This window comes from Pseudomonas umsongensis (assembly GCF_012647205.1).
GTDB classification, from domain to species: domain Bacteria; phylum Pseudomonadota; class Gammaproteobacteria; order Pseudomonadales; family Pseudomonadaceae; genus Aquipseudomonas; species Aquipseudomonas umsongensis.
In genome coordinates, this window is sequence record NZ_CP051487.1 from 5,047,466 (window position 1) to 5,060,279 (window position 12,814).

Consider the following 12,814-nt stretch of genomic DNA (forward strand, 5'->3'; position numbering starts at 1 on the left):
TAGAACCTCCGGATCAGTTCATCTCCCCCTGCACCCGATCCCTGCCTTCCTGCTTCGCCACATACACCCCCGAGTCCGCCCGTAACAACAGCGCATCCGCACCTTCTCCGGGTCGCCAGCTGGCAATGCCGAAACTGGCGGTGACCACGCCTACTTCATCGATCGGCGCACTGCGCAGGCTTTGCCACAACTCCAGTGACAACAGATGGGCCTGCTCGCCACCGATGTCCGGGCAAAGGACCATGAACTCCTCGCCACCCAGGCGGCAGAACACATCCGAACGCCGCAGCCGATGACCAATGCGCTCGCACACCGCCTGCAACACCCGATCGCCGACGGCGTGGCCGTACTGGTCATTGATACGCTTGAAGTGGTCGATGTCGAGCATGATCACCGACAGTTCGCCACCACCGCGCTCCACCCGCGCCATCTCGGTGGTCAGCCGTTCCTGGAAATAGCGACGATTGTGGATACCGGTCAGGGAATCGGTGACCGACAGCGCCCGCAGTTCCTCTTCCACTCGCTTGGTGTCGGTAATGTCGGAAATGTAGCCATGCCAGAGCACGCCGCCGCCGGGCAGTTCCTCCGGGGTCGCCTCGCCACGGACCCAGCGCAGGCCGCGCTGGGGCAATTGCACGCGGTACTCCTCGCGCCAGTGGCTGAGGCTGTTGGCCGAGGCGCGGATCGAGGCGCGCACGCGGGTGGTGTCCTGAGGATGAATCCGCGTGAAAATCGCTTCGGCGTTGAGCAACAGCACGTCCGGCTCCAGCTCATAGATCTCGCGAATACCGTCGCTGGCGTAGATCACGCTGAAACGCCCGTCGAACTCCATCTTGAACTGGTAGATCCCGCCGGGCACATGGGCACTGAGCTTCTTCAACAACAGGTCCCGCGCGGCCAGGGCCTCGTGCACGCGCTTGCGTTCAGTGATGTCGATGCAGATCGCCAGGTGCCCGACCCACAACCCCTGCTCGTCGAGGACCGGGGTCGCCAGCATGTTGACAATCAGATGGCTGCCATCGCCGCGTACCAACGTCCACTCCCGCGCCTCATGGCCACCCTCCTCGCCGCCCTCGACCAGCATCGCGTGACAGGCCGGTACCGGCTTGCCGTAACGCGCACTCAATTCCGCCGAGCGTGCCGCGAGCTCCCGGGGCAAGTGCAGGTTTTCCAGGGTCATGTGCCCGACCACGTCGGCGGCGGTATAACCGAGCATCTGCTCGGCGCCGGCATTGAAAGTGCTGATCACCCCGCGCAGGTCCGTGGCGATGATGGCTACCTGGGTCGCGGCATCCAGCACCCCGCGCAACTGGCCATGGGTGCCGCGCAGTTCCTGTTCGCGGGCGCGCAGCTCCGCGGTCCTTTGCTCGACCATTTTCAGCGCCCGCTGCCGCTGACTGACCAGTACATACAGCAAGGCGCTGAGCAACACACTGAGCAAGCCACCGAGCACGACCAGCGTGGTCACTGAAGAGTGGTTGGCTTGGAGAAAAGCCTCGCTGGGCCGGATATCGACCTGATAATCATGATCGGCGAGACGTAACAAGCGCGTCGTGGACAAGTCACTGTGCGCTGGTGCATTGGGCGATTCAAACAGCACCTCGTGCTGCTCATCGGTGGACAGGTCGAGGATACGCACCGAGAGATAATCGCGACCCGCCTCCGGCAACCCGTCCGCCAGCAACTGGCGCATGCTGATCACCGCCATGACATACCCGAACGGTTTGCCGGTTGCGCCGCCTTTGTTGCTGTGCGGCATGACCGGCGCGACCAACAGTACGCCTCGCGCATAAGCCGGCTCGATATTGACCAGGTGCATCGGTTGCGACACGGCCATGCCCTGATGCTGGTCGGCCCGCTCCAAGGTGGCCCGACGCAAGGGCTGAGCCAGCAAGTCATAACCCAGCGGCGCACCGAGCTTGCTTTGCGTCTGGCTATACAGCACCGCAACGTACTCATCCCGCTCGCCGGCCAATTGCAGTTGGCCGGCGGCATTGAGTTCGCGCAGGGTGAACCCGCTCAGGCCCTCCTCGCGCGCCCGGCGCTCAAAGGCCGCCCGCTGGTCGCGGCTGACCCGCTCGGCGAACGAATACGCCTGGGTCCGGTGCAACAGGGGTTGGGTGTAGCCGTTGAATTCCGCGTGCGAGACCGTATCGGAGTTGGCAAAGAAGCGGCGCAGGCCATCGAGGCGCTGCTCCTGATCCTGGAAACGTTCTTCGATACGGCTGTAGCGTTCGCTGGCCAGTAACTGGAAGCGTTGACGCAATTGATTGTGAAACAGGTTTAGCGTCGACCAGGCGAGCAGTGCCGTGAGAATCGCGCCGACGAGCAAGACCATGAGCGCGACCAGCCCGGCCGAGACATCTTCGCTGATAAAACCCAGGATCTTGGGGCGCACGGCGTACAACGACATAGACGCAACTCAAAACGCCATGTGCGGGAAAGCCCATTGGCCGTGAGTTGAGTTATAGCTATTAGCCACTAATTTGACCAGTGGTGCGGGACCAACAACATCTGGTGCGCCTCCCCTCCTGTAGGAGCGAGGCTTGCCCGCGAACCAGACGCAGCGGTGTAGCAGGGTACACCGCGGCGGCTGGTTCGCCGGCAAGTCGGATCGCCGCACCGCTGGCTCCTACAAAGCGAAGAACGATGACGCGGTGTGGCAGATGCCCCCCCGCGTCCGGCTCGCCTGTCAGCGAGCAGTGATCTTCCACGCGCGATGGATCTTGGCGTTACGGGCAAAATCCGGATCGATGGTCTGGGCGGTGATCTCTTCGATCGCGTAGCGCTCGCTGAGGTTAGGCTCGAGTTCGAACTTGCGGAAGTTGTTGGAGAAGTACAACACCCCACCCGGTGCCAGCCGCGCCATGGCCAGGTCGATCAGCTGCACCTGGTCACGTTGCACGTCGAAGATGCCTTCCATGCGCTTGGAGTTGGAGAAAGTCGGCGGATCGATGAAGATCAGGTCGTACTCTTCACGGCAGGCATCCAGCCAGACCATCACATCGCTCTGCTCCAGGCGGTTCTTGTCGGAGAAACCGTTCAGCGACAGGTTGCGACGCGCCCAGTCCAGGTAGGTTTTCGACAGGTCGACGCTGGTGGTGCTGCGCGCGCCGCCCTTGGCCGCGTGCACACTGGCAGTGGCGGTGTAGCAATACAGATTGAGGAAGCGCTTGCCGGCAGCCTCTTTCTGAATGCGCATGCGCATCGGCCGGTGGTCGAGGAACAGCCCGGTGTCGAGGTAATCGGTGAGGTTGACCAGCAGTTTCACGCCGCCTTCATTAACCTCGACAAACTTGCCCTGGGCCGCCTGGCGCTCGTATTGCTTGGTACCGCTCTGACGCTCGCGGCGCTTGACCACCACCTGGTTCTTGTCGATGTTCAGGGCCTGCGGGATCGCCGCCAGGGCGTCGAACATGCGCGCCGAGGCCTTTTGCGGATCAATGGATTTCGGTGCGGCGTATTCCTGGACGTGGACCCAATCGTGGTAGAGGTCGATGGCCATGGAGTATTCCGGCATGTCGGCATCGTAGACGCGATAGCAGTCGATGCCCTCACGCTTGACCCACTTGCCCAGCGCCTTGAGGTTTTTCTGCAGGCGGTTGGCAAACATCTGCCCGCCTTCACTCAGGCGCGGCTGCTCGATCACCGGTGCCGGGGCTGGCGCAGGTTTGATCGGGTTGCCGTTCTTGTTGTACTGGCGCTCTTGCGGCTCGCTCGGCGCCTGATCGTAGGCCGCCTGCTCACGCTCGGCCTGACGCTGCTCCGGGGTACGACGCTCGCCGGTGACGAATTGATCCGGCAACACCTTGATCAGCAACAGCTTGCACGGCAAGGCGCCGTTCCAGAACGAATATTGCTTATGGCTACGGATGCCCATGCGCTTGCCCAGGTCCGGCGCACCGGTGAATACCGCGGCTTCCCAGTTGAGGCAAGCCTGGCGCAGACGTTCGCCAAGGTTCTGGTAGAGGTAGAGCAGGCTCGCCTCGTCGCCCAGACGCTCGCCGTAAGGGGGGTTGCAGATCACCAGGCCTTTCTGGTTCTGGTCCGGACGCGGCTCGAAGGTCGCGACTTCGCCCTGGTAGATCTTGATCCACTCGCTCAGGCCGGCACGCTCGACGTTGTTGCGCCCCGGTTGAATCAGGCGCGGATCGGCTTCGTAACCGCGAATCCACAACGGTGGCTTGGCCAGGCCGGCAGCTGCACGCTCGGAAGCTTCTTCATGGAGTTTTTTCCACAGCGCCGGTACGTGACCGAGCCACGCAGTGAAACCCCATTGTTCGCGGCGCAGGTTCGGCGCGATGTCGGCAGCGATCATCGCCGCTTCGACCAGGAAGGTGCCGACACCGCACATCGGGTCAGCCAGGGCTCCGCCTTCAGCGGCGATGCGTGGCCAGCCGGAACGGATCAGGATCGCCGCCGCCAGGTTTTCCTTCAGCGGCGCCGCGCCTTGCTGCAGGCGATAGCCACGCTGGTGCAGGCTATGGCCGGACAGGTCGAGGGAGAGGATCGCTTCACCGCGGTCCAGACGCAGATGGATGCGCAGGTCCGGGTTGAGCTTGTCGATGGACGGACGGTCGCCCTGTGGGGTGCGCAGTTTGTCGACGATGGCGTCCTTGACCTTCAAGGCACCGAAGTGGGTGTTGTCGATACCCGAGCCGTGGCCGCTGAATTCGACGGCCAGCGTGCCGTCATTGAGCATGTGGTCTTGCCACTCGATGTCCAGCACACCGTGGTAGAGGTCTTCGGCGTCTTTCATCGGAAAACGCTTGAGCACCAGCAGGACCCGGTTGGCCAGGCGCGACCACAGGCACAGGCGATAAGCGGTTTCCATGGTGGCCATGCCACGCACGGCGGAAGTGTGCTCACGTGCTTCCTCAAGGCCAAGCCCGACGGCTTCCTCGATGAGCAGGCCTTCAAGGCCTTTAGGGCAAGTGAGGAAGAGTTCGAAACGATCGGACATGAGAATTCGGAGCCTTTGCTGAGTGGAGCGGCAACGCATTGCCGGCCCGGTTTTCAATCAGGCGCTTTTCTCGAAGAGCGCCCGCGTGGCACGAAGGTGTGCCGTTCCACCCTTGCTGCCCGGGTTAAATGAGCTTAGATGCAAGGACAGATAAAAAAGTTGATGCAATAAAATGACATAAGTTGACCCTTCGTCGAATAGTCCACCCCGCCAACGGGAGGCATTCTCAGCAAAGGATTAACCTGATCATCCAACGCAGGGCCGATCATACCGGGGTTTGGTCAAGAAATACGCTACAAACATCATGTTACTTAGTGCCATAGCACATTAACGGTTACGTCCTTATGACAAAACGATCATTCCCTCGATGTGACGCATTGGTTAGAACTCAATACAGGTTGGCGCCGCAATGACGCCAACACCTTGGCTCGTCACGCCGGCAACGAGCCCCAACGGCAGAGTTTTTCTGCCAGACCTCGATTGAGGTCTACGCGATAAATACAGTCAACAAGTGAGGGCAACACCCTATGAGAAGACTTAAGCGTGATCCGTTGGAAAGAGCATTTTTGCGCGGATATCAATATGGCGTTGGTGGCAAATCCCGTGAGCTTTGCCCATTTACTCTACCGTCGGTACGCCAAGCCTGGATTAACGGCTGGCGCGAAGGACGCGGCGACAACTGGGACGGTATGACCGGCACTGCGGGAATCCACAGACTCAACGAACTTCACGCCGTCGGCTAACACAGGGCACACACTCCGACATACAATCTGATATATAGCGAATTAACCACGCACGTCCCATCCGGACGGCGGGCTACGGCCCAGGGGCTCCTTTGAAGGGGCCCTTTTTTATGCCTGTTTCATGGCCAACCCAATACCTGTAGGAGCGAGCATGCTCGCGATAAACCTGAGAGCGCCGCGGGGTGTCAGGTTTCCAGCGTTATCGTTAACGACCATCGCGAGCATGCTCGCTCCTACAGGGGGCGGGTTACCTGAGGGCTGCGATCGCGTCTACCGACTCGCGGATGAGTGCCGGGCCTTTGTAGATAAAGCCCGAGTAGATCTGCACCAGGCTCGCACCCGCGCTGATTTTTTCCGCTGCGTGCCTGCCTTCGGTGATGCCGCCCGCCGCGATGATCGGCAAGCGACCGCCCAGCTCCGAGGCCAGCACCTTCACGGTGTGCGTGCTCTTGTCACGCACCGGCGCGCCGGACAGGCCGCCCGCCTCGTCCCCATGTTCCATGCCTTCGACACCCACGCGGCTCAAGGTGGTGTTGGTGGCGATGACCGCGTCCATCCCGGTTTCGATCAACGCCTGTGCGACCTGCGCAGTTTCTTCGTCGGTCATGTCCGGTGCGATCTTGATCGCCAGTGGAACGTGTCGGCCGTGACGCAGCGCCAGTTCCGCCCGGCGCGTGGCGAGGTCTGCCAGCAGCTGCTTGAGCGAGTCACCAAATTGCAGGCTGCGCAGGCCCGGGGTGTTGGGCGAGCTGACGTTGACCGTCACGTAGCTGGCATGGGCATAGACCTTGTCCAGGCAGATCAGGTAGTCGTCGACCGCGCGCTCGACCGGGGTGTCGAAATTCTTGCCGATATTGATACCCAGTACGCCCTTGTACTTGGCGGCCGCCACGCGGGCCAGCAGGTGATCGACGCCAAGGTTGTTGAAGCCCATGCGGTTGATGATCGCCTCGGCCTCCGGCAACCGGAACAACCGGGGTTTCGGATTGCCCGGTTGCGCACGCGGGGTAATGGTGCCGATTTCGACAAAACCAAAACCCAGTTGCGCAAAGCCGTCGATGGCCGCGCCATTCTTGTCCAGGCCGGCGGCCAGGCCTACCGGGTTCGGGAAATCCAGGCCCATGACATTCACCGGCAGTTTCGCCGGGGCCTTGCACAGCAAACCGTTGAGCCCCAGACGCCCGCCCGCGCCGATCAGGTCCAGGGACAGATCGTGGGAGGTTTCCGGGGAAAGTTTGAACAACAGCTGACGGGCCAGGGTGTACATGGGTGGGTTTGACTCGATTGGCGGCGAATTGAGCCGGCGATTATAGCCGGGTGGAGGGGGACAGGCGAGGACCTGTGCTAGACCTGCCCCACTCCACATTCTTGACGACACCACGCAAAGCCTTTACGGCGCAGGATTCTCGCGCAATTGCTCTGGCGACCATTGATTGTCAGTACGCTGGGAACAACTCCAGATAAACGGAAAGTAGATGAGCATCAGCATCAGCATTACACAGACATTCACAACATGGCCTTGAGTCTCCTCACCCATATCAGTCAAAGCCAACTCGACGGCCGCCGCGGATACTGCAAGATTGAGGGCCTGAAATGCCGAAGTTCGGGACGCGTTGACATTCAACAGCGCATCAGTCAGTTGCTCCCGTGAGGGCAGACGTGCCCCGGCCCGTACTTGCAGCACACTTTGCTGCAGTGACTCCGGGTCGGACAACACTGAATCCAGTCCAGCCGAAGGAGACAGCAAGGGCCAGCTTCTGCACAGGATAAAGATGAAATCGTCAAAGACCGCGCCCGTGGCATTCATTGCACCCTGGATGATATCCGCGCCCAGGCTGTAGCCAAGGTCGGCCGCGTATCGACCCGGACCACTCAGCGGCATCAAGGCTCCCAATTCAGCCAGTAAATATTGCAATGTGCCATAAGCTACCGTGGTTACCCCGGTAGCTCCGGCACTGGCTGCGCCTGCGTTGTCCTGCAAAGGGAAGAAGGCGTTGCTCAGATCTCGAGCCACCGTATATATATTGGTATTGATGATGCTCGAAAGCATGGTGTTCGAAGCACCGGTCACGTGCGCGGCAATCAGAGCGCCCATCGTAATGCTGGCCATGCAAACGCGCCCCAGTCGTGACTGAAGACTGGCCGTGCCCGCGCACTCGTCGCGGATGGCGCCCATCAGACTCATCGCGGGTCCAATCATCGTTATAGCAGTCACCTCCCATGCGCGAGATGCCTCGGGTGAATCACCCTCCCGGATAGCTTTTTCCACGTAATAACCGACGATCTGGCGCAATACCGTGGTCAGCGCGACGACCAGGCCTGTACGCGCCGTGATGTTCAATAAATTGCGAGCGGGCTCCCCGGCTTTCCCCAACAACTCCAGACCGGCTTCAAGCACCGTGCGCATTCGACTTTCGCGGGTTTGTTCGTTATCCGCTTGATTTAACTCGGTGGCCCGAGCAAAAAAGTCTTCATTGACCAACTCTTCAGGTAAGCCTCCATGGTCAATGAAGTCGCTCACCCGTCCCACTACAGTTCGGTCTGTCTCGCCTAATTGCCTATAGCTCTCCTCTACCTGAAACGCTACACGACGGTCCATGCTTTCCATGGCCACTGCGACTTGCCTGGGTGTTCCCAACATGGCCAGATGAAAAGCCGACGATCCTTCAAGTCTTGATGAGCTCAACATCAAGTCCGAACTGCGACTGGCCGCAGTTGAGGGTTCCGTCAAAGGTCCAGGTAGCGTAATTACTCTTCCGAAATTTCCCGCGATAGGTAAAGCCATCGTCGTATCCTTTTTTAAACAACAAAAGTTCTCTCAGGGTTGCTCCTTTCACCTCACCATTCACTCTTCTCCCAAGCTTCATCCTCCATCGGTTGAAACACCTCACGCATGAAGCCCTTGACGAAGACGTCCATGCTGAATGCAAGGCCGTTGGCGCCTTCGATTTCCTCATAAAGCAGCGACTTTTCCAGCCCGTCGTCCTTCAATCGAACCAGCACCTGCAGCGTAACTGCCATCAACGCCTTGGCAGTGGGGTACGCTGGTGATTCGCCATCTGCGCCTCGAAGTGAACGGAGAAACGCATGGATGACCTTTTCTCCCTGCCCCTCCATGGCTGACAGCAACTCATACAGGCGCTCGAATTCGGGGTCCGGACGCTTGTTTTCAGGCACGTTCCGGTTGGCTGCACGTATATGCGACTCAATCGACTCGACCGTTGCGCGCCCCCCGCTCTCAGTCGTGCGCAGACTCAAACCGCTTTCAATCTTCATGGGGGACCTCGGTAGGGGCAGTTTGCGTGGCATCGGCCGAGCGCTCGGCAAAGGTCGAATACAGATCCGTGAGCGCCTGCATGGAGGCCCGGTCCAGGGTGCGAACCGACTCTGGCAGGTTCGCCACGCACGCGAGCAAGCGCGGTTCCAGACGTTGCCTCGTCGTTTCAAGATCGAATTCGAGCAACTGATCCGCAAGCCGTGCCACATAGCGCTCTTGCGGGTGATAGTCGAGGACCAGTTCGCCGGACCAGAGCCGGCTCAGGCGCTCGCGAAGTTCATTGCCCTGGGGCCGACAATGCATCGGCAGCAGCACTTGCAACACTGCGCCCGAGCCGGCCGGTTGTGCCGTTAGCCAACGCTCGAACATTTCGTCCAGCCATTCGGGTCGCTTCAACGCGTCTGCGAGCAAATCACGAGCGGACTGCGCAAGGTCGCTGCGCAATCGCTGCCCCAACGCCTGCGATCCCAGCAAGCTGTCAGCCAGATGCTCGATGACGCGCAAGATGCCGTTGGCGTAGCCTTGCGAAAAGGCATGGGCGTGAAGCGCTTCGGCGTCACGCCGAGCCTGCTCTACACAATCACGGGCCCAGCGCTGGGCCTGTTGCTGCAACACTCGACGTCGACGCGCGGCGGCGATGTCTTCGCGGGATACAAGCGCATCGCTCGCCGCGGGAAGGTCAGTCAGGGTTCGGATAGAGTCGAGCATGCTGCACCGCCAAAAAGAAAAGCGCTGTATCGGGTTGCGTGACTGGCCATTGCCTGTGCAGGCGAACAACCGGTTCGGAAAATTGCAGGGGCAGGCGTTCGAGCAAGGCTTGCGGTACCTGCGCGTACAAACTCCATAACGCATTTAGGCCGGCGGCTTCGACCTGCTCCATCGAAACAGGCGAGCTCCCGATCGTCAGGGCGCATCGAACACCCAGGCTGTAACCGGCGAACCGACGCAGGGGCAATGGCAGGCGAAGCAACGTCGCGCCTCGCGCCAGATCGGGCATCAAGCGATGAGCGCCCATCAGCCTTGCGATATAAGGTAACTGTCGCCAATGGCGAACCCACTGCTGCGCCACCGCCGTCGGCGGCGTCGCAGGTGATGCCCCCTGTTTTTCAAGCCCTTCGAGCAGTATTCGGTTGAGCAGACTTCGTGCTTCAGGCCAGGTAAATTCCTCTGGCAAAAGCAGGCGCTGCGGATGCAAGTAACTCAGGGGCTCGGCGAGAATCTGCGATAAAGACTCAACGTGCGACATTACGCTGTCCTGCGCTTGATTGGCGGTAAGCCCAGGCTGCGCCACTGGCCAACAGCAATCCGGTCAACGCGGACAACAACCACGTCCAGTGCGAATCCCCTTGCGTGGCGGCCACGGACGGCGCGATATGCTGGGTCGGCGAGCGCCTGGACAGTACCACCGAGATGTTCTCGTACTCGACCGACGCAAAACTGTTCTTGAGAAAACGCTTGATGTCGGTGATCAGCAATTGCGGGTCGACGTCGAGTTCATGGATCGCCACTGCCGAGAGGTGGACAGGCGGCGTCTTGCGCCCGCCTTCGCCGGCCTCCAGGTCGTAACTGACATGCACTCGCGCCGAAACCACGCCTTCGAGCACACCCAGCGACTGTTCGATTCGCTGCTCCAACGCCGAATAAAGCCGGGCTTTTTCAGCGCGGGGCGAGGCCACCAACGTGTCGGCAGGAAACATCTCTGCCACTTGCAGGCGCGGCCGCGAAGGCAAGGAATAGAGGTTGAGCAAATCAACCGCCGCGGAAAAATCGACCTGATTGATCTTCACCGCGTAACCAGTTTTGCCGGCATCGACTTTCACCGCCGCTATATTGTTGCGCAGCAGCACCGACAGCACTTCATTGGCCTGCTGCTGATCCAGCCCTTCAAGCAGATCGGGTTGGCGACACCCCGACAGCGCCAGGCACAACAGCATCAGCAAAATGCCTGGCTTCATGACGCACGCAACAGGGTTTCGGCAGTACCTACCGCTTTGCGGACCAGTACGTTGAGCAGGTTGATGTCCACGTTGTATTGCCCAGTCAATTCCTGCAACTGGGCCAATACTTCGGGACTGGTGATATTCGGGCTTTGCATCATCTGATTGATGGCTGAAACGTCCTGCTCGCTACTGACCGCAGAACCGGCAAATGCCTCGATCAATCGGGACTCAAGGGATACGATCGGGCCTTCGTGTGGGCCGCGCAGTTCCGTAAAGACTGCCCGGTCAATACCAGACAGAGAAATGTTTTGAATAGCCATGCGATGTACTCATGAAAATGGCCATCGTCACGTACCGATGGCCGGTCAAAAAAAGAAGAGTCAGCGAGCGGCCTGGATGATCGCCATGTCGATATCCTTGAAGCCCTTGATCGTGTTGGTCTGAGCGTTTCGAAACACCGTGTAGGACGAAAACGCGGCCTGATAAGCCGCCAGCAGACCAGGGTCCGATGCATCCTTCTTCAAGTCATCCAGCGCTTTGTCCAGCGCAGTCTTGAGGGAGGCGGCGCCGTTTTCGAATGCCTCGGCCTGACGCCCGAGAAAGTCATCGGAAAAGTCGATGGGGATAGCAATGTCAGCCATGAATCACCTTTTAGCGTTGTGTAGGAAAATGCCATGATGACGAAGTCATCTTGATGTAGCCCTGCGGGCCGGTCTGGAACGACTTGCCCCCGAGCAAGTCGTCCTTGAGCTCGACGGTGAAGTGCACGTAGCGATCACCCCACTGCCGGTAAAAGCTGTCGATGTACCGGCGGGCGTTCGCCAGTTCGGAATCCTGCAAATTGCCTGCAACGGCAAACGTGACACTGTCCTCGTGCTCAATGCGGCTGTAGGCCAGCGACAGCCGCTGCAAACCCTCTTGCGCCAGATCGACGAGCTGCTTGTCCTCCTGCATTTGCACCGTTATGTCCTGGGCATAAGGCGCGGCCAAGAGCAGTACATCGAGCAGTTTTGCCTGCTTTAGAGGGGTGAGCAGATTGCGTTGTGCACTCAGCAACAGGCGCGGTACCGAAGGATCCTTCAGGTCTATGGAGTGCCAGGCCAGTTGCGGATCATGGTCGACCAGCAGTTGCTCAAGCCGACGACGCTCCTGATCCATCACCAGCACTTTGCCGCTCAGTGTGTTGTGGCGCACCAGCACTTGCCGACTCCAGCCGGCATCCCGTTCGGAAGTCACGAACACATAGATCGCATTGTCACGACCGCTCAACACCTTGGCCTCGTCACTGGCTCCAATGATCAACGCGCGAACATCGGTTTCAGGTGTGGGTCCAGGCATCGACCAGATGCCGACCACGGTGACCAGGGCAGCCAGCGCCAATCCGCTGGCGAGCCATCCAGACCAACGGGCACGCCACCACGCGACAGCCACGGCGTCAAAGGTAGCGTCAGGTTGCAGCCCGAGAAGTTCGGGTGCCCAGGGCTGGTCTTCAGGTCGCACGGCTATTTGCAGGCTGCCGATCTGCACCTTGGTCTGGAAAGCACAGTGGCGTATTTCCGTTGACTCATCGAGCACCCGCAGCGGCAGGCCTTGCGGCGTGACTTGACCGGCCAATACCTCAAAGTTGCATCCCCCCGACTCCAGGGGAACGAAGATGGCATCCGCTGGGACACTGGCAATCAGTACCCCTTCTCCTAGTAGATCCACAGTCCCTACCACGAACAGGGTTGTGCCTGCGCCGAGGGGGAATTCGCAACCTTGCAGCGCGCCATTGAGTATCCGTAGAACGCAAGGTTGTGGGTCAGGTGCCGTCAGAACTGTCACCGTTCAAGCTCCAGGGCTATGAAATGAACGGGCATGGTAGAAAGGCTGGCTGCAGGCTTCATGATCG

12 protein-coding genes are annotated in these 12,814 nt (G+C 60.0%); 1 reads left to right on the top strand and 11 read right to left on the bottom strand.

The genetic code is table 11. The annotated features are described in order from the left end of the window. Window positions 1–13 precede the first annotated feature (13 nt). Window positions 14–2,413 (bottom strand): sensor domain-containing diguanylate cyclase, encoded by a 2,400-nt coding sequence (locus HGP31_RS22620; RefSeq protein WP_083349573.1) that lies wholly within the window; start codon window positions 2,411–2,413, stop codon window positions 14–16. Between the two features lie 279 nt (window positions 2,414–2,692). Further along, window positions 2,693–4,963 carry a bifunctional 23S rRNA (guanine(2069)-N(7))-methyltransferase RlmK/23S rRNA (guanine(2445)-N(2))-methyltransferase RlmL gene (rlmKL, locus tag HGP31_RS22625; protein WP_020795912.1) on the bottom strand — a complete coding sequence of 757 codons (2,271 nt, stop codon included), beginning with the start codon at window positions 4,961–4,963 and terminating at the stop codon, window positions 2,693–2,695. Between the two features lie 527 nt (window positions 4,964–5,490). Between rlmKL and rmf the strand changes: the two genes are divergently transcribed. Then, entirely contained in the window at window positions 5,491–5,706 is a 216-nt protein-coding gene (rmf, locus tag HGP31_RS22630; RefSeq protein WP_003223300.1) for a ribosome modulation factor, read from the top strand. 247 nt (window positions 5,707–5,953) lie between these two features. Here the strand turns inward: rmf and HGP31_RS22635 are convergent, their stop codons facing one another. The 9 genes from HGP31_RS22635 to HGP31_RS22675 form a co-directional block, all read right to left on the bottom strand. Continuing rightward, entirely contained in the window at window positions 5,954–6,973 is a 1,020-nt protein-coding gene (locus HGP31_RS22635) for a quinone-dependent dihydroorotate dehydrogenase (protein WP_020795909.1), read from the bottom strand. A gap of 123 nt (window positions 6,974–7,096) precedes the next feature. Beyond that, entirely contained in the window at window positions 7,097–8,491 is a 1,395-nt protein-coding gene (locus HGP31_RS22640; RefSeq protein ID WP_168758718.1) for a hypothetical protein, read from the bottom strand. Between the two features lie 53 nt (window positions 8,492–8,544). Then, complete coding sequence (locus tag HGP31_RS22645) at window positions 8,545–8,982, bottom strand: hypothetical protein (protein ID WP_168758719.1); 438 nt, start codon at window positions 8,980–8,982, stop codon at window positions 8,545–8,547. Further along, a complete protein-coding gene (locus tag HGP31_RS22650) occupies window positions 8,972–9,691 on the bottom strand; it encodes an oxygen-regulated invasion protein OrgB (RefSeq protein WP_168758720.1) in 720 nt (239 codons plus the stop codon). The genes HGP31_RS22645 and HGP31_RS22650 overlap by 11 nt, the downstream gene beginning before the upstream one ends. Continuing rightward, window positions 9,663–10,229, bottom strand: a complete 567-nt coding sequence (locus HGP31_RS22655; RefSeq protein WP_168759214.1) for a secretion system protein — start codon at window positions 10,227–10,229, stop codon at window positions 9,663–9,665. The genes HGP31_RS22650 and HGP31_RS22655 overlap by 29 nt, the downstream gene beginning before the upstream one ends. Beyond that, window positions 10,216–10,938, bottom strand: coding sequence for an EscJ/YscJ/HrcJ family type III secretion inner membrane ring protein (locus HGP31_RS22660; RefSeq protein WP_020795904.1), 723 nt, complete (start codon window positions 10,936–10,938; stop codon window positions 10,216–10,218). The genes HGP31_RS22655 and HGP31_RS22660 overlap by 14 nt, the downstream gene beginning before the upstream one ends. Further along, on the bottom strand, window positions 10,935–11,243 hold the full coding sequence (gene sctI, locus HGP31_RS22665; protein ID WP_020795903.1) for a type III secretion system inner rod subunit SctI: 309 nt from the start codon (window positions 11,241–11,243) through the stop codon (window positions 10,935–10,937). The genes HGP31_RS22660 and sctI overlap by 4 nt, the downstream gene beginning before the upstream one ends. A gap of 60 nt (window positions 11,244–11,303) precedes the next feature. Beyond that, window positions 11,304–11,564 (bottom strand): type III secretion system needle filament subunit SctF, encoded by a 261-nt coding sequence (gene sctF, locus HGP31_RS22670; RefSeq protein ID WP_168758721.1) that lies wholly within the window; start codon window positions 11,562–11,564, stop codon window positions 11,304–11,306. A 10-nt stretch (window positions 11,565–11,574) separates the two neighbouring features. Further along, entirely contained in the window at window positions 11,575–12,747 is a 1,173-nt protein-coding gene (locus HGP31_RS22675; protein WP_168758722.1) for a PrgH/EprH family type III secretion apparatus protein, read from the bottom strand. Window positions 12,748–12,814: the final 67 nt, after the last annotated feature.